Source organism: Bacillus cereus group sp. BfR-BA-01441 (assembly GCF_022663075.1).
Classification (GTDB): Bacteria; Bacillota; Bacilli; order Bacillales; family Bacillaceae_G; genus Bacillus_A; species Bacillus_A cereus.
Map to the genome: position 1 here is coordinate 13059 of NZ_JAKUEU010000005.1, position 18890 is coordinate 31948.

Sequence of the window (18890 nt, forward strand, 5' to 3'; positions counted from 1 at the left end):
GAGCTTTTATTCGTATTCAGGATAGTATTTTTGTACGACTGCATTTACCATTTCGTCTTTCTTAACGTGTAAAAATCTTGCATACAATTCTTTTCCGGTTTCAAATGGGGTATCGTCTAATTCAAACACATGCAATAGTTTTCGAAACGTCCATGTTATTTGCTGGCCGTACTTATTATCGTACGTATGCTCAGATTGTATAGCGATTTGTTCGCCTAGTGCATGAGCTTCTTCCAAACTGTTTGCTTTAACAAGAATAATACTTTCTTCAAAAAGTGTATCGTGATTCTCTTCATAATACTCATCAATTTTCGTAGAATCAGGCTCACTAGAATGAACAGACTCAAACAATAATTTTACAGCGTACATATTATGCTACATGGTTCACTTTATAAATAATACTTGCGACAAGCGAAGCAGGTATTGTAAATACGTTACTTTGATAATGGTAATGTACTTGGGATTCTTCATAAGACATGTTGTCATATAGTTCGTTTTGTGAGACACTCATTTTTTTCTGTTTTTCTTTGAGCATTTTAATGTAGTTGTACTGTATTGGGACGAGAATGATGAAATAAGCTAATACGATTAGTGAAATCCAAATCATTATGAACACTCCCTTATAAAGAATATTTCTATATAACAATTATATCAATAAAAAGAAAAAATAACCATTTTTTTTGTTGGAGCTAATTTTCTTCTAAAAATGCAAACAGTTCCTCTTGGTTTTTTAAATTGTGATCAATACATGTTCGAGCAACATATTTCAATCCTTGTAATAATGCATCTACGTGAAAAGTATCATAATGAATTATATTTCCCTCTACCATCGTTTCGTCTTTTTGCAAGTTAATTGATATTTTTAGTACAGTTATATTACTTTGTAAATTTACAACTTCGATGTAAAAAAACTGTTTGTCTAAGTCAATCGTAACATAATCGAATCGTTCGGATAGCTCTAATTTATATGTAGTAGTATATTCCAAATGAAAGCCTCCTTATTGTATAAGTGTATGTTATAATGCCTTCACTATAGATGGGGCTATTCCTTGTTATATGTCACATAAGTGCAAATTTAACTATTATAGGGCAATGTCATGTATAATAGAAAGAAAAGGCTTGTGAGGGGGGAAAAGAGATGATCGTTCTTTGGATAATTACGCTTTGTATGACTGCTATTTTTGCATATATGACGTTAAAACAAAATGGTTTAAAGCGATTTGTTCCAGGAAGTATTCTTGCAGGAATTGCCCTTATCACGTATGTAATTTCTATTTTTATTGAAAGTGTATCAGTAGATATGAGCACAAGTTTAATGTTTATTGGTATTACACTATTTGCAGGTAGCATTATGGTACTTATGGTTGCTGGTATTATTTTATTTATTCATATGAATTCGGAAACGTTATAGCATATAGAAAAGGCATGTCCCAAGGGGACATGCCTTTTTATCCGTTCAATTATGCTCTATCCTTAGAAGAGTTTTGCTGTTTTAGTAAGTCGCGAATTTCGCCAAGAAGAACTTCTTCTTTTGTTGGTTCTGGAATTTCTTCCTCTTTTTCTTCTTCTTTTTTAGATGTTAGTTTGTTGAAAACTTTAACAAACATAAAGATAGAAGCTGCGATAATTAAGAAGTCAAAAATTGTTTGGATGAAGTTACCATACATAACAGCAGATTTACCGTATCCAAAGTGTAAACTTGTAAAGTCAACGCCACCTAATACCATACCAAGTAATGGTGTGATGATATCTTTTACTAAAGAACTAACGATTTTACCGAATGCAGCACCGATTACAACCCCGACAGCTAAATCAACGACATTCCCTTTGAAAGCGAATTTTTTAAACTCGTTCCACATGTGTTAATCCCATCCTTTCCACGATTCATTATGAAATTTATAATTCCTATCAACATATTCTATAGAAATTTACGAGAGAAATAAAGAGGGAATGGGAATGAAAGTGAATTCTGAAAAATGTATCCGTTTTAATTTTTGTTTACATCATCTAGTAAAGATTGTAGCATTTGCTGCGTTTTTAATCCTTCTAATCCATCTACAACAGGCTTTGTATCGCCTTGTACACACTCAATAAAATGATGAACAGCATCTTCAAAACCACGTTGTTTTAACGTCGTATCCCATGATGGGGAACCACTTTGTGAAACTGAGTTTTCCTGTTCAATTTCAAATGTATTCATATTTTTTACGCGAATGATTTTCCCTGGCGTTACAAGTTCAATTTGTTCTAAATTTGTACCGGCATGGCGATGCATTGCAGTAGAAAGTAACAGTCCACTTGGAGTTGTATATGTATGATGTCCGTAAAGAAGTTCATTCTTTTCATTGATTTGCATCATATTGTGAACGGCGTTAAGGTCATCATTAGCTAACCAGCGAGCGGTATCTACAATGTGTAAATAATCATCTAACATAGTGAAGTCGTACGTATATGGCCCGACTTTATTTGTACGATGCTTTTCAATTCGAATCCATGAAATATCATTAGCCTGTTCTTTGGCAGCGACATACATAGGAACGAATCTGCGATTAAATCCGACCATTAATTTTCGGTTATACTTCTCGCTTAACTCGACTAGTTGCTCAGCTTGTTCCACTGTAGCTGCTAGCGGTTTATCAACATAAACGTCGATCCCTTTTTTTAGAAGTTCAGAAACGATTTCATAATGCGATGCAGTTGAACTATGAACGAAGATTGCATCGCATTCCGAAGCTAACATTTCAATAGAATGAAAGTCTTGAATTCGGTATTGCTGGCAAACTTGTTTTCTTTTCTCTGCGTTAGGTGTAAACGCCCCTACAAAATTCCAATCAGTTTCTTTTGTAAGTGTTGGAAGATAGGCCTTTTGCGCAATACTTCCAAGTCCAATCATCCCAATTTTAGGTTTGTTCATGTTTATTCCCCCCCCTATTAATAGTAATGTACCGGCTTAAATGTAGCATAGGGTGGGGGAGGAAGGCAAAAATTAGCTTTTTACTTACGGCCTTCTAACAAAATCTTCTCTATCTCCTCAAAGTGATGAGCGCGAGCATGCTCTAGCGGGGTAACACCATCATTGTCTGGAATATTTACATCTGCACCGTGCTCAATAAGAAGGCGAATGACTTGTTGCTGTGTTTCGTTTCCGTTACTTAGTACGATGGCTTCCATTAAAGCTGTCCATCCCAGGTTATTTACATGATTTACATCAATATTTGTTCGAGTGAGGAGTTCTTTTATAACGTCAATATAGCCATGTTCTGAGGCTGGGATAAGAGCTGTTCCGCCGTAACGATTTGTAATCGTAGGATCTGCACCAGCATCAATCGTAAGCTTTAAAATGTCTAAGTAACCTTCCGCACCGGCGTATAGAAAGGGATTGTTTTTCATGTCATCTTGGATATTTACGTCAGCACCAGCTTCGATAAGCGCTTTTGCGGTTTTTACATCATTTTTGTATGTAGCAATCATAAGCGGAGTGCGTCCTTGACTATCCGTCGCATTTATATTTGCGCCTTGTTTTAGTAAAGATATAACAGTATTCGTTTCATTTTTTTCAGTAGCTGCTAGTAGTGCAGTCTCCATGTTTGTCATCTCCTTTTTTACTTCTTGTTCTTGCGAGCATCCTTGTAAAAAAATTACGCAACATATCATACTGAATGTTTTTTTGAACATGGAATTTCAACCTCCTAATTTCAACTGTAAAATAGGAACATTAAATTTTTATAAACTGGCGCTAAAATTACTATAAAATCGCTTGAGTAATTGAACATATATTTTTATGCTTATAAATAATAAGGTTTGATAAAGTGAGGATTTAAGATATGTCTATTAAAACAAGGTTTTTATTTTCTTATATTGCTGTTATCCTCGTTTCCATTACGCTTATATTAGTCGCGGGATTTTTAATCGTTTTTTCGATAACAGGTGACTTGGAAGCAGTGAAAAATTTCTATAAAAGTTCTTATATTCAAAAGCCGCTTACACCAGAAGAAGAGAATGCCTATCTTGAGTTGAAGTCAGCAGCTAAACAGCATCAATCTCAATTGTTAGATGAGTCGTTTGTCTCAGCAATAGAAAAAGAGGGTGTGAAAATAGTAGTAAGAAAAGGAGAAACACTTTCATATGCTTCAAACGTATTTGAAAGTGTATCTTTAAAAGAAGCCCTTCCGAAATTTGAATCAGCAAATATTAATAGTCGTGGTACAACGGAACTAGGCGATACATTTTATCGATATGTAAAGTTTGATTTTTATTTTCCTCAGGAAGAAGAGGGAAGTATATTTGTATTAAAAAGGCAAAGTTCATTTGTAGATCTTACACAAAAATTATTTCCGATTTTGTTCGTATCACTTTTACTGTTAGCCATCTTGCTTATTGGATTATTAAGTTACCTCGTTTCAAGAAGTGTAATAAAACCAATTTTTGTATTGAAAGGCGCAACGGAGAAAATTAAAGAAGGAAATTTAGATTTTCAAATACCAGTTACATCACACGATGAAATAGGGCAATTAAATCAAGGATTTGAGGAAATGAGGAAGAGATTAAAAGAATCGATAGAGAGGCAAACGCAGTATGAAGAAAATCGAAAAGAGCTTATTTCAAACATCTCTCATGATTTAAAAACACCGATTACATCAATTATCGGATATGTAGAAGGAATAAAGGACGGAGTAGCAAATACGCCAGAAAAAATGGATAAGTATTTAACAACTATCCATACGAAGGCAAAACATATGGACACACTCATTGATGAACTCTTTTTGTTTTCGAAGCTCGATTTGAATCGAGTTCCCTTTCAGTTTGAAACGGTTGAATTAAATATGTTTATGCAAGAGTTAATCGAAGAGATGCAAATGGATTTAAGTAAAGAAGGTATAGAAGTTAACTTGCAATTACATGCATCACCACTATATGTAACGGCTGATTGCGAAAAGATAAATAGAGTTATATCAAATTTAATTCATAATAGTGTGAAATACATGGATAAAGAAGAGAAGAAAATTACTGTAACAGTATCGAGTAATAATAATAAAGTTATTGTGAAAGTGATGGACAATGGATCAGGTATAGAATCTGATACGCTACCTTATATCTTTGAACGTTTTTATCGTGCAGAACAATCGCGGAATTCTAGCACAGGTGGAAGTGGACTTGGTTTAGCAATAGCGAAGCAAATTGTTGAAGAACATGGCGGGAAAATTTGGGCGGAAAGCGAGCTTGGTAAAGGCACAAGCATTTTCTTCTCATTGGAAAAAGTAGAGGAATGTGGTGAGTAAATTGAAAAGAATTTTACTAATAGAAGATGAAGTAAGTATTGCAGAATTACAGCGAGATTATTTAGAAATTAATGATTTCCAAGTTGATGTAGAGCATTCAGGAGAAATAGGTTTACAAACAGCCTTGCAAGAAGACTATGATTTAATTATTTTAGATATTATGCTTCCGAAAATGAACGGATTCGAAATTTGTAAACAAATACGTGCTGTAAAAGATATTCCGATTCTACTTGTTTCAGCAAAAAAAGAAGATATAGATAAAATTCGCGGACTCGGATTAGGAGCGGATGATTATATAACGAAACCGTTTAGTCCGAGTGAATTAGTCGCAAGAGTAAAAGCGCATATTGCCCGTTATGAAAGATTATTAGGAAATGTAAGTAAGCAACGTGATACGTTATATATTCACGGAATTTCTATCGATCAACGAGCGAGAAAAGTTTTTATAAACAATGAAGAAGTGGCATTTACAACGAAGGAATTTGATTTATTAACATTCTTTGTAACACATCCAAACCAAGTATTAAATAAAGAACAGTTATTTGAACGCATTTGGGGACTAGACTCAGCTGGTGATTTAGCTACTGTTGTTGTTCACATTAGAAAACTACGTGAAAAAATTGAAAGAGATCCTGCTCACCCGCAATATATTGAAACAGTATGGGGAGCTGGCTATCGTTTTAATGTGTAGGGAACCTGCCGAGTAATTGGCAGGTTTTTTGTATGTTATTCGAATGAAAAGGAAGGAATAGGTAATTTATGTTAAAATGTAAAGAGAAACAAAACAGAGGAGAGCATGAGGAGTGAGCTATATGTTGGGGGATATATTAAAAGATAATAAATCAAATAAGACTTTAAAGATTGGAACTAATATCGTACTTATCTTATTGATTATTGGTGCAATACAAATGTTTTATGATGAAGATTCTACGAATGATCATTTCGGTTGGTTCTTTTTTGCGGTCTTTTGGGTAATTAAAAGCATTTCTAGCTCTAAGGTAAGTTTAAAAGATAGAGATAAAAAGTCGGTATTACTTGATGTGGGTTTAGTTGTTATTTCTTTTGTTTTTTTAGTTGTTTTTAGTGTGAAATATTTCATTTGAAAAAAGCTCATAGTCGTATAGAGGCTATGAGCTTTTTGTCAGTGTTTAGTTTTTCTTAATAATAATGGTAATAACGATTTATAAAATGTTTGAGTAGTAGAAGTAAACTGAGCAGCTTCTTCTAAAAAAGGATAATGGTTGCTGTTTTCGAATGGAATGAAGATAGAATTACGTATCCCATCATGTATCTCGATAGAATATTGAATTGGGCACTGTACATCATATCTTCCGCATATAATAAGTGTCTTTGTTTGGATGGAAGGTAAATTCTCTCTTAAATCAAATGAAGGATATTCATTGGCGAAAGCATTCATCCGGCTAATGGACATTGTTTTATTGATTGGTTTACAAAAATAAGAGTTGTAGTTTTCTGGTTTATACAATGATAATTTTGTTCTCTTAGTAGATAGTTCTTTCCGTTCTTCATTTGTAAGGTGAGGGCTTTTTAAGTTTTCGATGAGTTTTTGCATATAATGAAACTGTGGATGTGCTGGGTGATAAATGCAGAATGGTGTTTCGGTATAGTTACTTGCTGCAGCTCCTGCTACGACTAATGATTGTAAGGAATGTGGATATGTAATTGCATATAAAAGTCCAAGCATACCACCTGTTGAATGGCCAGCGAAATGCCATGTTGGAAGTTGTAATGCTTCTCGTATGGCTTCCAAGTCGTGGATTGTTTCAATCATGCTTAATTCTTTTTCTGAATTGGCTTTTAACGAGTTACCAGCGTCTCGTAAATTAATGAGAAATACACGATGCGTAGCAGTAAAAACATCCGCAAAGTAATCACCAGTTTCATTAAATTGTGAATAGTGATGTGTAATACAAAGCGATTCGCCATCTCCTTTTGTAAAGAGTTCAAATGTACCACGTTTCGTGTGGATCATTTGTCGTTTCCACATAATATCACTACCTTTTCTCATAAAAGTTGGGCCAGGCTGTTATGAAATGAAAATATATCGGCGCATTTCGAAATATATCAGCGATTATTAAAATATATCGACTTACCGACAGAAACCGACAATAAATAAAAGGAGGCTATTCAAAAACGAGCCTCCTTTTCGTTTAGTACAAAGATTTTGTCATATTATTCCGAATAATTTCAAGGGATTTCGCTACAGTTAATGCGTTTTTTTCTTCAATTTCTGGTTTACGGGGGATAGGTTTATACATGTTGTCTGGATCTTCCCATGTGAGGGGAAGTTCTGTTTCTGCTTGTCCTTTCCAAGCTTCAATCCATTCTGGAGGGAGATAACCTGAGATGTTTTGGATGTTGTTCATTTCGAGCCAAATGAGTGCCCAAGCTCTTGGAACGACGCGCCAGTGATCATAGCCACCGCCACCGACAGCGATCCAGCGACCGTCGCAATATTCATTAGCAATTTCACGAGCGAGCTTCGGTATTTCGCGGTAAATATTCATTGTCGCACAAAGATGCGTAAGTGGGTCATAATAATGTGCGTCAGCACCATTTTGCGTTAAAATAATATCCGGTTTAAAGTACGCTGCAACTTCTTTTACAACAGTTCGATATGATTCTAAGAACGATTCATCTTCTGTAAAAGCATCGAGTGGAACGTTAAAAGAATAACTATAACCATTACCTTGTCCACGTTCGTTTACAGCGCCAGTTCCAGGGAATAAATAGCGACCAGTTTCATGCAGTGAAATGGTGCATACGTTAGGGTCATCATAAAACGACCACTGTACGCCATCACCGTGATGAGCATCTGTATCAATATATAAGACGCGTAAACCGTATTTCTTTTGAATATATTTCATTGCGATAGAACTGTCGTTATAAATACAAAAGCCAGATGCTTTGCCGCGAAAGCCGTGATGTAAGCCGCCACCTAAATTGAGAGCGTGCTTTACTTTCCCAGAAAGAACAGCATCGACAGCTGTTAATGTACCACCAACGAGCAATGCGCTTGCTTCGTGCATATTTGGGAACATCGGTGTATCTTCTGTTCCGAGTCCATATGTCATTGCAATTGATTTTTCTAACTTTCCTTCTCCAGCACGTTTTACCGCATTTATGTACTCCTCTGTATGAACGTAGGCGATTTCTTCATCTGTAGCCGTCCGTGGTGAGATGATTTGAGAGGGAGAGATGAAACCGCCCTTTTGTAATAAATCATACGTAAGTGTGACGCGCAGTTGGTTAAAAGGATGATCAGGGCTAAATGAATAGCCCCGGAAGTCATCCGAATAAATAAACGCGCTACTCATGCCTGCATCCCCATGATGTTTGGCCATAATACGCGGTAGCCTTCTGCTTCAAGTGCATCAATCACTTTTAGAGGATTCATCGTTTGAATGCGGAAAACGAGTACTTTATCATTCTCATCTTTTGCTGGATAGACGAGAACGCTCACGATATTTATTTGTAAATCACTAAAAATAGCAACGACTTTTCCAAGAATACCAGGTTCGTTTTTTACTTGAATTTCAATTTGCGAACTTGGTTGATGTGCTCCTGTTAATTTTACTAACGTGTGTAATACTGTAGATTCAGAAATGATTCCAACTAACTTCCCGGCCTTTGTAACAGGAAGACAGCCAATTTTATTTTCAAAAAATAAAGTAGCAATTTCCTCAACAAAATCGAGAGGATGGCAAGTCATAACAGGATGTTTCATAATAAGTTCGAGCGGTTGCTGTAGCATATCGAGTGAAACTTGTTCATCTAGAATAGACGGACTTGCATCTCTTACATCCCGATCAGAAATAATGCCTACGACGTGATTATTTTGATCGACAATTGGAATGTGCCGAATGCCTTTCGTGCGTATCGTTCGGATTGCTGTTTCGATTGTATCGTTTGGATGTAATGTAACTACATTTTGATTCATAATTTCTTCTACAATCATTCCAGTTGCCCCCTTTATTAATACATAAAACGATTGTGAAAACGTAGACGATCAAAAGCTTGAATAGAATCCGTATCAACGCGTTTACCGATGCGGACCATTAAACAGTTGGCAGGATGTGAACAAATTTCAGGATCGTCTGTAGCCATCCATTGTAACCCGCCAGCATTCATCATCTTCTCCATTACTTTTCGGTATTCCCACACATTCAATCCTGTTTGTTTCAAATCCCAGTGCCAATAATATTCAGTCGTCAATATAATGTAATCTTCCATATAATCGTCCATCATAGAAACCTCTAGTAAGTTCTTTCCGACAGAACTCCCACGGAAGGCTGGGACTACTTCAATTGCCCCAAGCTCAATTAAGTTTTCCATTTTTCCTTCTGACCATCGTTCAAGTGGATCAGGATACAAGTATGTAACATATCCAACAATTGTTTGGTCATGTCTAGCAATAATGAGACGAGCTTCTGGTAATTTAGAAATTTCGACAATTGCTTTATATTGTTGCTCGGCAGGACGAAACGCAATTAAGTCTGGATGAAACTCATACATTTCTAAGTTATGTGTAGAGACAGGACCTTCAATAATTAAAGTGCCTTTCGCTGTTTTTAAGTTTCTAGCATTATATATTTTTTTATGAATCAATGTATTGCTCACCACCTTGAGGGTTTGTGAATCTATTAATATCGTACTTTATAATATATGCGATGTGAATCGAAATTTGTCATTAAAAATTTGTCTAAAAATCAACAAATATACTGAAAATTTTAAATAATGTCATTATAATAGATAATAGAATACATAGGAGGGGGATGTAAAGTATGAAAGTAGAAACGCTTCCTGTCATTAAAGGAGAAAATAATTTGCCGAATTATGATGAGGCATACGCGAATTTTAACTGGGAAGAGGTTAATAAAAACTTTACTTGGAATGAAACAGGCCGAGTAAATATGGCGTATGAGGCAATTGATAAGCATGCGAAATCCGATCGAAAGAATAAAGTAGCTCTTTATTATCAAGATGGATCGCGAAAAGAGAAATATACATTTAAGGAAATGAAGGATTTTTCTAATAAAGCAGGAAACGTCCTTAAGAATTATGGCGATGTAGAAAAAGGCGATCGCGTTTTTATTTTTATGCCACGTTCTCCAGAGTTATATTTCGCACTTTTAGGTGCAGTGAAATTAGGAGCAATTGTTGGACCGCTATTTGAAGCATTTATGGAAGGCGCAGTTCGCGATCGCTTAGAAGATAGCGAAGCAAAGGTGTTAATTACAACGCCTGAATTATTAGAGCGCGTACCATTAAATGATTTACCGGCTTTAAAAACAGTTTTCCTTGTTGGAGATAATGTAGAAGAAGGCGGTAAAACGGTAGCGTTCAATCCGTTATTTGAACAAGCTTCAAAAGAATTACATATTGAATGGTTAGGCCGTGAAGACGGTTTGATTCTACATTACACGTCTGGTTCTACTGGTAAGCCAAAAGGTGTGCTTCATGCGCAAAACGCAATGGTTCAGCACTATCAAACGGCGAAGTGGGTATTAGATTTAAAAGAAGACGATGTATATTGGTGTACTGCTGACCCGGGCTGGGTAACTGGAACAGCTTACGGTATTTTCGCACCGTGGTTAGTTGGAGCGTCAAACGTTATTTTAGGTGGACGCTTTAGTCCAGAAGCTTGGTATGAAGCACTGCAAGATTATGGTGTGACGGTTTGGTACAGCGCACCAACAGCATTCCGTATGTTAATGGGAGCTGGACAAGACGTAATTAAAAAATATGACTTATCACAAGTTCGTCACGTATTAAGCGTTGGTGAGCCGTTAAATCCAGAAGTAATTCGCTGGGGTATGAATGCATTTGGACTTCGTATTCATGATACGTGGTGGATGACAGAAACAGGTGGACAAGTAATTTGTAACTACCCTTGTATGGAAATCCGTCCAGGTTCAATGGGGAAACCAATTCCAGGTGTGAAAGCAGCGATTGTTGATAATGAAGGAAATGAAGTGCCTCCTTACACAATGGGTAACTTAGCAATTGCGAAAGGTTGGCCATCTATGATGCGCGGGATCTGGAATAACCAGCAAAAATATGAATCTTATTTCATGCCGGGAGATTGGTACGTATCAGGTGACTCTGCTTATATGGATGAAGATGGATACTTCTGGTTCCAAGGACGTATTGACGATGTAATTATGACGTCAGGTGAGCGCGTTGGTCCGTTTGAAGTAGAAAGTAAATTAATCGAGCATGCTGCTGTTGCAGAAGCTGGTGTAATTGGTATTCCTGATCCGGTGCGCGGCGAAATTATTAAAGCATTTATCGCACTTCGAGCAGGATACGAACCATCTGATGAATTAAAAGAAGAAATTCGTCAATTTGTAAAGAAAGGCCTAGCAGCTCATGCAGCGCCACGACAAATTGAATTTAGAGATAAATTACCGAAAACGAGAAGTGGTAAAATTATGCGCCGCGTATTAAAAGCGTGGGAGCTGAATTTACCAACAGGTGACTTATCAACGATGGAAGATTAAGAGAGAAAGGTCTGAACGAAAAATGTTCAGGCCTTTCTTTTTTATGATATCATGAACTCATATATATAAGTTAAAGGGGATAGTATGATGAAAACAGAAAAGGAAAAGATGATACTAGGAGAAATGTACATACCGGCTGATCCAGTTTTAGTACAAGAAAGAGAGCAAGCACGTATATTAACGAGAAAATTAAATGATACGCCAGAAGAGCAATTGAAAGAGCGTAGCGAAATCGTAAAAGAATTATTCGGAACGACAGGAGATAATATTCATCTTGAATCTTCTTTTAGATGTGATTACGGCTATAACATTCATGTCGGTGAAAATTTTTACGCGAACTTTGACTGTACGATTTTAGACGTATGCCCGGTAACAATCGGAGTGAACTGTATGTTAGCTCCAGGTGTTCACATTTATACAGCAACGCACCCGCTTGATCCGGTAGAGCGTATAAGCGGATCAGAATACGGAAAACCAGTTACAATTGGCGATAACGTATGGATTGGCGGAAGAGCAATTATTAATCCAGGTGTAACAATTGGAGACAATGCGGTGATCGCATCTGGTGCTGTCGTAACGAAAGATGTGCCTAATAATGTAGTAGTTGGCGGGAATCCTGCAAAGATTATAAAAAAACTAAAATAATATTTGAACGAAGTGCCTTCCTCGTCTGTATACATTTATGAAAGAATAGATGAGGGAGGCTTTTTTATGTCTAATAAATTACTTCTTGCTTTTGCTTTAATTGGAATTATAGTTGTATTTTCTTGTGGTCTTTTCTTACCGATACCAATTGGATATAGAGTATCAATGCTTACAGCTGGAGTTATAATGGGTGTTCTGTTTTCAATCATTATTCCATTTGATAGAAAACATATAGTACGGAAAAATGGATATAAAATTGATTTTACAAAAACAAAAGTGTATTTTCGCTGGAATGTATTTGACACTATTTCTGTCTGCCTTGCGTTGTATGCATGCATATGTGTGCAAGCGTTAAATACTTTAGTTGCAATGGGATTTACGATTCAAAACCCATATGTGCAATTTTTTACAAATCAATCACAATTGTGGATTTTTATTGCGATTGCATATTTAATTTCCCGTATTTCATTAACGTTAAAAGGAATAAAGGAGATCAAAAATCATGGCGCAGATTGGGATTGAGGAGGAGCTCATGCTTGCGTATCAAAGTGGGGATAAGCAGGCTGGGGAAAAACTATACGTTTTAATCAAACCAGCGCTATACACATTTTTATATCGATTTAACCGAGATGAACAATTAAGTATCGATCTTGTGCAAGATACGTTTTTGACGCTAGAGCGTAAGAAACATATGTATGAACTTGAAAAAGGTAAAATAAAAACGTATTTATTTCAAATTGGTTATCGTCTTATGATTAATAAATTAAATAGGAGAAAAAAGTGGCGTACGCTTTTGCCATTTTTAGTGCCGATTCCGGAAAAAGAATTTTCTCACGAAGATCGGCTCACAGTAAGAGAAGCAATTTTGAAAGTTCCAGAAGAGCAAAGAGCGGTCCTAATCCTTTCTTATTATCATGACATGCAGCAAAAAGAAATTGCAGAGATATTAAACATTCCGATTGGAACCGTGAAATCGAGACTTCATAACGGGATAAAGAAATTGAAACAATTGCTGGAGGTGGACGAAATTGAGCGAAAATCCCTTTAAGAGTGAATATAAGTTAAAACAACATTTAGATAGTGATCATGTAGAAATACCAGACTTTCCAAAAACGGTAAGTCGATTCGATCGATTAATCGGGTTTCTTGGTTCCCCGGCGAAAGATCCTGTGGAGGCGACCATTGGGAATGATTTATCGGTTGTGTTTCATGTATCGTTATTAGTTGGGGTTCCAATTCTTTCTCTTATTACGATACTCTTTATGGCGTTGTAAAGGATTGGCAAGGAGGGAAACCCGACCTCTATTTGACACGCCTATATAAATGATGGTATAAAGAAAAGTATATGAATAATTGAGCGTGGAAAGGGAGAAGTAGTGATCATTTCCCTGTTTTAGAGAGCTGATGGCCGGTGAAAATCAGCACATAGATGATCGCGAATTACGCCCCTAGAGCATCTTTTTTCGATTGAATTGTATTCAAAAGGGAAAAGACGGTGCTAAGCCGTTATGTAAATAAGGTGGTAGGCTTTTTTTTGCTTGCAACTAGGGTGGTAACGCGATAATCAAAATCGTCCCTTATTTGAAGGGGCGATTTTTTTATGTTTTCAACCTTCACGCCAGTAATGAACTTAAAGGAGAGTATGTAGGATATGGGTATTTTACAAGATCTTGAATTTCGCGGTCTAATTAATCAGCAAACAGATGCTGAGGGCCTTGAGCAATTATTAGAAAAAGAAAGCGTTAAATTATACTGTGGTTTCGACCCGACAGCAGATAGCTTACACATTGGCCATATGTTACCAGTATTAATGTTACGTCGTTTCCAATTAGCTGGTCACCAACCAATCGCACTTGTTGGCGGTGGTACTGGTATGATCGGTGATCCAAGTGGTAAAAAAGCAGAGCGTACATTAAATACGAAAGATACAGTTGCTTACTACACAGAAAGCATTAAAAACCAACTTTCAAACTTCTTAGAGTTTGAAAACGTGGACAACCCAGCAACGATGGCTAACAACTATGACTGGCTTGGTAGCTTAGATGTCATTTCATTCTTACGCGATATTGGTAAAAACTTCGGTTTAAACTATATGTTAGCAAAAGATACGGTAGCATCTCGTTTAGAAACTGGTATTTCATTCACTGAGTTCAGTTACATGATTTTACAATCATACGACTTTTTAAACTTATACCAACAACATAATTGCCGTCTGCAAATCGGTGGTAGTGACCAATGGGGTAACATTACAGCTGGTCTTGAATTAATCCGTAAATCAGAAGAAGATGCGAAAGCATTCGGTTTAACAATTCCACTAGTTACTAAATCTGACGGTACGAAGTTTGGTAAAACAGAAGGCGGCGCAATTTGGTTAGACCCAGAGAAAACAACTCCTTACGAGTTCTACCAATTCTGGATTAACACAGATGACCGCGACGTTGTTAAATACTTAAAATACTTCACATTCTTATCTCATGAAGAAATTCTTGAGCTTGAAAAGCAAGTAGCTGAAGCGCCAGAAAAACGTGCAGCACAAAAAGCGTTAGGTTCTGAAATGACAAAACTTGTTCACGGTGAAGAAGCATTAGAGCAAGCGATTAAAATTTCAGCTGCATTATTCAGCGGTTCTGTAGCAGAACTAACTGCAAGCGAAATCGAGCAAGGATTCAAAGACGTACCATCTGTAGAACGTACTGCAGAAGATACAGTATTAATCGACTTACTTGTAGAAAGCAAAATCTCTCCATCAAAACGTCAAGCACGTGAAGATGTAACGAACGGCGCAATCTATGTAAACGGTGAGCGTACACAAGCATTAGACTACGTTGTAACAGAAAAAGACCGCATCGAAGGTAAATTCACAATCATTCGCCGCGGTAAAAAGAAATATTTCTTAATTCGTTACTAATCCGAAACGAATATAAACAAATAGTACCCCGAATTGTAGGCTGAAAAGTTTATGATTCGGGGTTTTTATGTATGGATTTAAAACGCCACATCTTTTCTTTTGAATAGAATATAAAGAATTAATATGAGCATATAAAGTAAACTCACTAGCATAACGATAAATGCTGTTGGATAAAATTTTGCTGCATATATAAAGAAGTCGATTTGATAAATATCTTCGTAATTTGAAACGGTACCTTTAAAGTAATTCGTAAATTTAGCGCTATATTTCCATTCATCAGGATCATCTATTAAATTACTTCCCTGATACCAATTAATAAGTGCGGAAGTAATAAATAGCATAAATGAACTTCCGAGTTGAACCATTTGATTTATTGTCAAAAAGAATCCACCTCCCATTTTATGGTTAATATAGCGTGCATTCATATGCTTGTAACCATTTTGTTGTAATCTCCTTTTCGAGTTCATACGGAAATCACATGTAAGCGGTATGATAAATGTATAACAACTAGAAAGGAGTGGTAAAACAAAATGTCACTAGAAGCGCTCATTATTTTTTCTTTGCTAAATGCGGGTCAGCTTGCAGAGAATTCGAAGGTGGATGTACATAAAGAGCAGAAAGATGCTTATGTATATGTTCAGAAAGAGGAAAATAAATAATTTTATTTTATATATAAACGAAAAAAGCCAATCCACAGGATTGGCTTTTTGTCATTAACGAGAGTAGAACTCTACGATTAATGCTTCGTTGATTTCAGCTGGTAACTCAGCACGCTCAGCGTGACGAGTGTAAGTAGCTTCTAATTTGTCAGCATCGAAAGTTAAGTATTCTGGTACGAAGTTGTTAACTTCGATCGCTTCTTTAACAACAACAAGGCTGTTAGATTTTTCGCGAACGCTGATAGTTTGACCAGGTTTTACACGGTAAGATGGGATATCTACGCGAGCGCCATCAACCATGATGTGACCGTGGTTTACTAATTGGCGAGCTGCACGACGAGTGCGAGCTAAGCCCATACGGTAAACTAAGTTGTCAAGACGAGCTTCAAGAAGGATCATGAAGTTTTCGCCGTGCTTACCAGGCATTTTACCTGCTTGGTCAAATGTGCGACGGAATTGACGCTCAGTCATGCCGTACATGTGACGAAGTTTTTGTTTCTCTTGTAATTGTAAACCGTATTCTGAAAGTTTCTTACGTTGGTTAGGACCGTGAGGACCTGGTGCGTAAGGGCGTTTTTCTAATTCTTTTCCTGTGCCGCTTAGAGAGATTCCAAGACGACGAGACAGTTTCCAAGCTGGACCTGTATAACGAGCCATAGTTGACTCCTCCTTTAAAAATGTTTTTATTTACGTAAAATAAAAACAGACGTAATCGATATTTACGGGCATTTTGTTTTCATGTACCTTCGCTCCAGCAGCAGGGAGTTACGAGATACACCTCCGTAGAGGAACAAAATACAAACGATAAACTCACATTACAAGGCTGCCTTTTTATTTTACACAAACGCTATTATATCTTTTACCCAGAGTTTCGTCAAGCGAGTACGTTTTTGTTTTATGCATATAAATTTTGGAAATTAATATAAGAAGGAATTTAAAACAATATAGAAGAAGAGATAGAAACACAAATAAAACGCTTACATAAAATGAAGTAAAACGTTCATCAAATTTTTATGGATGAATATGCGGCAATAAAAACATAAGGGGGATGTTTTTATGAAAAAGAAGCATATGGAGACAGCGTTAATTCATCACGGTTATACACCTGAGGAACATAAAGGAAGTTTAACACCACCTTTATTTCAAACTTCTACATTTACATTTGAGACTGCGCAGCAAGGAGAGGCGAGTTTTGCGGGAGTGGATCCATCTTATATTTACTCACGGCTTGGAAATCCAACTGTGAAATTATTTGAAGAACGTATGGCGGTGTTAGAAGAAGGAGAAGAGGCACTTGCCTTCGGATCTGGTATGGCAGCTATTTCAGCGACTTTAATCGGTTTTTTAAAGGCTGGAGATCATATTATTTGTTCAAATGGATTATACGGATGCACGTACGGTTTTTTAGAAGTGTTAGAAGAAAAATTTATGATTACGCATTCGTTTTGTGATATGGAAACAGAGGTTGATATTGAAAATAAAATTCGCCCAAATACAAAGCTTATTTTCGTTGAAACACCAATTAATCCGACAATGAAATTAATTGATTTAAAACAAGTGATTCGGGTTGCAAAGCGAAATGGCTTACTTGTTATTGTTGATAATACATTTTGTTCACCTTATTTACAAAAACCGCTTGAGCTTGGCTGTGACGCTGTTGTGCATAGTGCGACAAAATATATTGGTGGTCACGGTGACGTTGTAGCGGGCGTAACAATTTGTAAAACGAAAGCATTAGCTGAAAAGATTCGCCTGATGCGAAAGGATATTGGCGGTATTATGGCACCGTTTGATGCGTGGTTATTATTACGCGGGTTAAAGACGTTAGCAGTAAGAATGGATCGTCATTGTGATAATGCAGAAAAAATTGTATCGTTCCTAAGAAAACATGATGCGGTAGAAGGTGTTTGGTATCCAGAAGGGGAGTTAGCATCTCGTCAAATGAAACGCGGGGGCGGTGTTATTTCTTTTTCAGTAAAAGGCGGAAAAGAAGAGACGCAAGCGTTTATTAATGATCTTCACTTTATTACAATTGCGGTGAGTTTAGGAGATACAGAAACGTTAATTCAGCATCCAGCAACGATGACGCACGCTGCGATTCCAGCTGAACTAAGAAAAGAAATGGGCATTTTCGATAATTTAATACGCTTATCAGTCGGTTTAGAATCGTGGGAGGATATCGTTTCTGATTTAGAGCAGGCATTAAAGAAAATATCTACTGTAAATCAATGAAAAAAGAGTGAGCTATCGGTTTTGTACAGGGCGTACTAAATCGATAACTCGCTCTTTTCTTTTTACATATGTTTTAGGAGTGTTTCCACAAACTTTTCTAAATAGCGCTGATCTACTTCATCAAAACGATTCTTTTCAGGACTATCAATGTCAAGTACACCAATGACAGCTCCTTCTTTCACAATCGGTACAACGATTTCTGAATTAGAAGCACTATCGCAAGCGATGTGACCTGGGAATTGGTGAACGTCTGCTACAAGCTGTGTTGTTTTCGTTTCAGCTGCTACGCCGCAAACGCCTCGTCCAAATGGAATGCGTACGCAAGCAGGCATTCCTTGGAACGGTCCAAGGACAAGCTGATTTCCTTCTGTTACGTAAAAGCCAACCCAATTAACGCGATCTAAAAATTGGTTTAATAATGCGGACGCATTTGATAAGTTTGCGACTACGTTTGATTCGCCAGTTAATAACGCATCCAGTTGTTTAATTACTGTCTCATATTGCTGCACGCGAGATCCTGCATAACTTTCTTTAGTAAACATGGAAACAGCTCCTTTTTTATCGAGATGTGTAAAATATTAGCAAAATACGATGTATTTCACATGACTTTGTCGATAGAAAATTAAAGGAATTTGTCTTAAAA

At 36.7% G+C, this 18890-nt stretch carries 25 protein-coding genes and 1 other annotated feature; of the genes, 12 read left to right on the plus strand and 13 right to left on the minus strand.

Features of this window, described 5'->3' with window-relative positions:
• Positions 1–6: 6 nt before the first annotated feature.
• The 3 genes from MR107_RS03645 to dhp61 form a co-directional block, all read right to left on the minus strand.
• Positions 7–369, minus strand: a complete 363-nt coding sequence (locus MR107_RS03645; RefSeq protein WP_002164415.1) for a DUF4288 domain-containing protein — start codon at positions 367–369, stop codon at positions 7–9.
• A gap of 1 nt (position 370) precedes the next feature.
• On the minus strand, positions 371–607 hold the full coding sequence (locus tag MR107_RS03650) for a DUF3949 domain-containing protein (RefSeq protein ID WP_242292059.1): 237 nt from the start codon (positions 605–607) through the stop codon (positions 371–373).
• Between the two features lie 82 nt (positions 608–689).
• The gene (gene dhp61, locus MR107_RS03655; protein ID WP_242292060.1) at positions 690–986 is read right to left on the minus strand and encodes a protein Dhp61; all 297 of its coding nucleotides are present in this window, start codon (positions 984–986) and stop codon (positions 690–692) included.
• Between the two features lie 152 nt (positions 987–1138).
• Between dhp61 and MR107_RS03660 the strand changes: the two genes are divergently transcribed.
• Positions 1139–1411 carry a DUF3917 domain-containing protein gene (locus tag MR107_RS03660; RefSeq protein ID WP_000636589.1) on the plus strand — a complete coding sequence of 91 codons (273 nt, stop codon included), beginning with the start codon at positions 1139–1141 and terminating at the stop codon, positions 1409–1411.
• Positions 1412–1460: 49 nt separating this feature from the next.
• Here the strand turns inward: MR107_RS03660 and mscL are convergent, their stop codons facing one another.
• The 3 genes from mscL to MR107_RS03675 form a co-directional block, all read right to left on the minus strand.
• Positions 1461–1859 (minus strand): large conductance mechanosensitive channel protein MscL, encoded by a 399-nt coding sequence (gene mscL, locus MR107_RS03665; RefSeq protein ID WP_070180569.1) that lies wholly within the window; start codon positions 1857–1859, stop codon positions 1461–1463.
• A 128-nt stretch (positions 1860–1987) separates the two neighbouring features.
• Positions 1988–2914: a Gfo/Idh/MocA family protein gene (locus tag MR107_RS03670; protein ID WP_001039693.1), complete on the minus strand. Its 927-nt coding sequence runs from the start codon at positions 2912–2914 to the stop codon at positions 1988–1990.
• A gap of 80 nt (positions 2915–2994) precedes the next feature.
• Positions 2995–3675, minus strand: coding sequence for an ankyrin repeat domain-containing protein (locus MR107_RS03675; RefSeq protein WP_242292061.1), 681 nt, complete (start codon positions 3673–3675; stop codon positions 2995–2997).
• 149 nt (positions 3676–3824) lie between these two features.
• Here MR107_RS03675 and MR107_RS03680 point away from each other — a divergent pair, with 149 nt between their 5' ends.
• The 3 genes from MR107_RS03680 (at position 3825) to MR107_RS03690 (ending at position 6382) form a co-directional block, all read left to right on the plus strand.
• Positions 3825–5279 carry a sensor histidine kinase gene (locus tag MR107_RS03680; RefSeq protein ID WP_242292062.1) on the plus strand — a complete coding sequence of 485 codons (1455 nt, stop codon included), beginning with the start codon at positions 3825–3827 and terminating at the stop codon, positions 5277–5279.
• Between the two features lies 1 nt (position 5280).
• Complete coding sequence (locus MR107_RS03685; protein WP_001986686.1) at positions 5281–5970, plus strand: response regulator transcription factor; 690 nt, start codon at positions 5281–5283, stop codon at positions 5968–5970.
• Positions 5971–6091: 121 nt separating this feature from the next.
• On the plus strand, positions 6092–6382 hold the full coding sequence (locus tag MR107_RS03690; protein WP_061457768.1) for a hypothetical protein: 291 nt from the start codon (positions 6092–6094) through the stop codon (positions 6380–6382).
• Positions 6383–6420: 38 nt separating this feature from the next.
• On the opposite strand, the gene MR107_RS03695 is transcribed toward MR107_RS03690, so the two are convergent.
• The 4 genes from MR107_RS03695 to acuA all read right to left on the minus strand — a co-directional run bounded on the left by MR107_RS03695 (position 6421) and on the right by acuA (position 9908).
• A complete protein-coding gene (locus tag MR107_RS03695; RefSeq protein ID WP_139245450.1) occupies positions 6421–7308 on the minus strand; it encodes an alpha/beta fold hydrolase in 888 nt (295 codons plus the stop codon).
• 142 nt (positions 7309–7450) lie between these two features.
• Positions 7451–8617 carry an acetoin utilization protein AcuC gene (gene acuC, locus MR107_RS03700; RefSeq protein WP_017674370.1) on the minus strand — a complete coding sequence of 389 codons (1167 nt, stop codon included), beginning with the start codon at positions 8615–8617 and terminating at the stop codon, positions 7451–7453.
• Positions 8614–9258, minus strand: coding sequence for an acetoin utilization AcuB family protein (locus MR107_RS03705; RefSeq protein WP_000634583.1), 645 nt, complete (start codon positions 9256–9258; stop codon positions 8614–8616). The genes acuC and MR107_RS03705 overlap by 4 nt, the downstream gene beginning before the upstream one ends.
• Positions 9259–9275: 17 nt before the next feature.
• Positions 9276–9908, minus strand: coding sequence for an acetoin utilization protein acetyltransferase AcuA (gene acuA / locus MR107_RS03710; RefSeq protein ID WP_000581388.1), 633 nt, complete (start codon positions 9906–9908; stop codon positions 9276–9278).
• A gap of 176 nt (positions 9909–10084) precedes the next feature.
• On the opposite strand from acuA, the gene acsA reads away from it, so the two are divergent.
• The 6 genes from acsA (at position 10085) to tyrS (ending at position 15356) form a co-directional block, all read left to right on the plus strand.
• Positions 10085–11803 carry an acetate--CoA ligase gene (gene acsA, locus MR107_RS03715; RefSeq protein WP_242245126.1) on the plus strand — a complete coding sequence of 573 codons (1719 nt, stop codon included), beginning with the start codon at positions 10085–10087 and terminating at the stop codon, positions 11801–11803.
• An 84-nt stretch (positions 11804–11887) separates the two neighbouring features.
• Complete coding sequence (locus MR107_RS03720) at positions 11888–12448, plus strand: maltose acetyltransferase domain-containing protein (protein WP_002026426.1); 561 nt, start codon at positions 11888–11890, stop codon at positions 12446–12448.
• Between the two features lie 66 nt (positions 12449–12514).
• Entirely contained in the window at positions 12515–12970 is a 456-nt protein-coding gene (locus MR107_RS03725; RefSeq protein WP_000066429.1) for a hypothetical protein, read from the plus strand.
• Positions 12951–13496, plus strand: a complete 546-nt coding sequence (locus MR107_RS03730) for an RNA polymerase sigma factor (RefSeq protein ID WP_000057185.1) — start codon at positions 12951–12953, stop codon at positions 13494–13496. Before MR107_RS03725 ends, MR107_RS03730 begins: the two co-directional genes overlap by 20 nt.
• Positions 13477–13722: a hypothetical protein gene (locus MR107_RS03735; protein WP_001293782.1), complete on the plus strand. Its 246-nt coding sequence runs from the start codon at positions 13477–13479 to the stop codon at positions 13720–13722. Before MR107_RS03730 ends, MR107_RS03735 begins: the two co-directional genes overlap by 20 nt.
• Positions 13723–13799: 77 nt before the next feature.
• Positions 13800–14029, plus strand: a binding site (T-box leader).
• A gap of 70 nt (positions 14030–14099) precedes the next feature.
• Complete coding sequence (gene tyrS, locus MR107_RS03740) at positions 14100–15356, plus strand: tyrosine--tRNA ligase (protein WP_242245127.1); 1257 nt, start codon at positions 14100–14102, stop codon at positions 15354–15356.
• Positions 15357–15433: 77 nt separating this feature from the next.
• Here tyrS and MR107_RS03745 read toward each other — a convergent pair whose 3' ends face one another.
• A complete protein-coding gene (locus MR107_RS03745) occupies positions 15434–15781 on the minus strand; it encodes a YjdJ family protein (protein WP_242245154.1) in 348 nt (115 codons plus the stop codon).
• 105 nt (positions 15782–15886) lie between these two features.
• On the opposite strand from MR107_RS03745, the gene MR107_RS03750 reads away from it, so the two are divergent.
• The gene (locus MR107_RS03750) at positions 15887–16015 is read left to right on the plus strand and encodes a hypothetical protein (protein WP_000050944.1); all 129 of its coding nucleotides are present in this window, start codon (positions 15887–15889) and stop codon (positions 16013–16015) included.
• Between the two features lie 54 nt (positions 16016–16069).
• On the opposite strand, the gene rpsD is transcribed toward MR107_RS03750, so the two are convergent.
• A complete protein-coding gene (gene rpsD / locus MR107_RS03755; RefSeq protein WP_000135315.1) occupies positions 16070–16672 on the minus strand; it encodes a 30S ribosomal protein S4 in 603 nt (200 codons plus the stop codon).
• Positions 16673–17071: 399 nt separating this feature from the next.
• Between rpsD and megL the strand changes: the two genes are divergently transcribed.
• Positions 17072–18247 (plus strand): methionine gamma-lyase, encoded by a 1176-nt coding sequence (gene megL / locus MR107_RS03760; RefSeq protein ID WP_025689072.1) that lies wholly within the window; start codon positions 17072–17074, stop codon positions 18245–18247.
• 62 nt (positions 18248–18309) lie between these two features.
• On the opposite strand, the gene MR107_RS03765 is transcribed toward megL, so the two are convergent.
• On the minus strand, positions 18310–18789 hold the full coding sequence (locus MR107_RS03765) for a GAF domain-containing protein (RefSeq protein ID WP_000494340.1): 480 nt from the start codon (positions 18787–18789) through the stop codon (positions 18310–18312).
• Positions 18790–18890 lie beyond the last annotated feature (101 nt).

Bases quoted from the DNA above. Each gene is read 5' to 3' on its own strand.
- MR107_RS03645 (WP_002164415.1), bottom strand. From the start codon at position 369: ATGTACGCTGTAAAATTATTGTTTGAGTCTGTTCATTCTAGTGAGCCT.
- MR107_RS03650 (WP_242292059.1), bottom strand. From the start codon at position 607: ATGATTTGGATTTCACTAATCGTATTAGCTTATTTCATCATTCTCGTC.
- MR107_RS03660 (WP_000636589.1), top strand. From the start codon at position 1,139: ATGATCGTTCTTTGGATAATTACGCTTTGTATGACTGCTATTTTTGCA.
- mscL (WP_070180569.1), bottom strand. From the start codon at position 1,859: ATGTGGAACGAGTTTAAAAAATTCGCTTTCAAAGGGAATGTCGTTGAT.
- MR107_RS03670 (WP_001039693.1), bottom strand. From the start codon at position 2,914: ATGAACAAACCTAAAATTGGGATGATTGGACTTGGAAGTATTGCGCAA.
- MR107_RS03675 (WP_242292061.1), bottom strand. From the start codon at position 3,675: ATGTTCAAAAAAACATTCAGTATGATATGTTGCGTAATTTTTTTACAA.
- MR107_RS03680 (WP_242292062.1), top strand. From the start codon at position 3,825: ATGTCTATTAAAACAAGGTTTTTATTTTCTTATATTGCTGTTATCCTC.
- MR107_RS03690 (WP_061457768.1), top strand. From the start codon at position 6,092: ATGTTGGGGGATATATTAAAAGATAATAAATCAAATAAGACTTTAAAG.
- MR107_RS03695 (WP_139245450.1), bottom strand. From the start codon at position 7,308: ATGAGAAAAGGTAGTGATATTATGTGGAAACGACAAATGATCCACACG.
- acuC (WP_017674370.1), bottom strand. From the start codon at position 8,617: ATGAGTAGCGCGTTTATTTATTCGGATGACTTCCGGGGCTATTCATTT.
- MR107_RS03705 (WP_000634583.1), bottom strand. From the start codon at position 9,258: ATGATTGTAGAAGAAATTATGAATCAAAATGTAGTTACATTACATCCA.
- acsA (WP_242245126.1), top strand. From the start codon at position 10,085: ATGAAAGTAGAAACGCTTCCTGTCATTAAAGGAGAAAATAATTTGCCG.
- MR107_RS03720 (WP_002026426.1), top strand. From the start codon at position 11,888: ATGATGAAAACAGAAAAGGAAAAGATGATACTAGGAGAAATGTACATA.
- MR107_RS03725 (WP_000066429.1), top strand. From the start codon at position 12,515: ATGTCTAATAAATTACTTCTTGCTTTTGCTTTAATTGGAATTATAGTT.
- MR107_RS03730 (WP_000057185.1), top strand. From the start codon at position 12,951: ATGGCGCAGATTGGGATTGAGGAGGAGCTCATGCTTGCGTATCAAAGT.
- tyrS (WP_242245127.1), top strand. From the start codon at position 14,100: ATGGGTATTTTACAAGATCTTGAATTTCGCGGTCTAATTAATCAGCAA.
- MR107_RS03745 (WP_242245154.1), bottom strand. From the start codon at position 15,781: ATGAATGCACGCTATATTAACCATAAAATGGGAGGTGGATTCTTTTTG.
- MR107_RS03750 (WP_000050944.1), top strand. From the start codon at position 15,887: ATGTCACTAGAAGCGCTCATTATTTTTTCTTTGCTAAATGCGGGTCAG.
- rpsD (WP_000135315.1), bottom strand. From the start codon at position 16,672: ATGGCTCGTTATACAGGTCCAGCTTGGAAACTGTCTCGTCGTCTTGGA.
- megL (WP_025689072.1), top strand. From the start codon at position 17,072: ATGAAAAAGAAGCATATGGAGACAGCGTTAATTCATCACGGTTATACA.
- MR107_RS03765 (WP_000494340.1), bottom strand. From the start codon at position 18,789: ATGTTTACTAAAGAAAGTTATGCAGGATCTCGCGTGCAGCAATATGAG.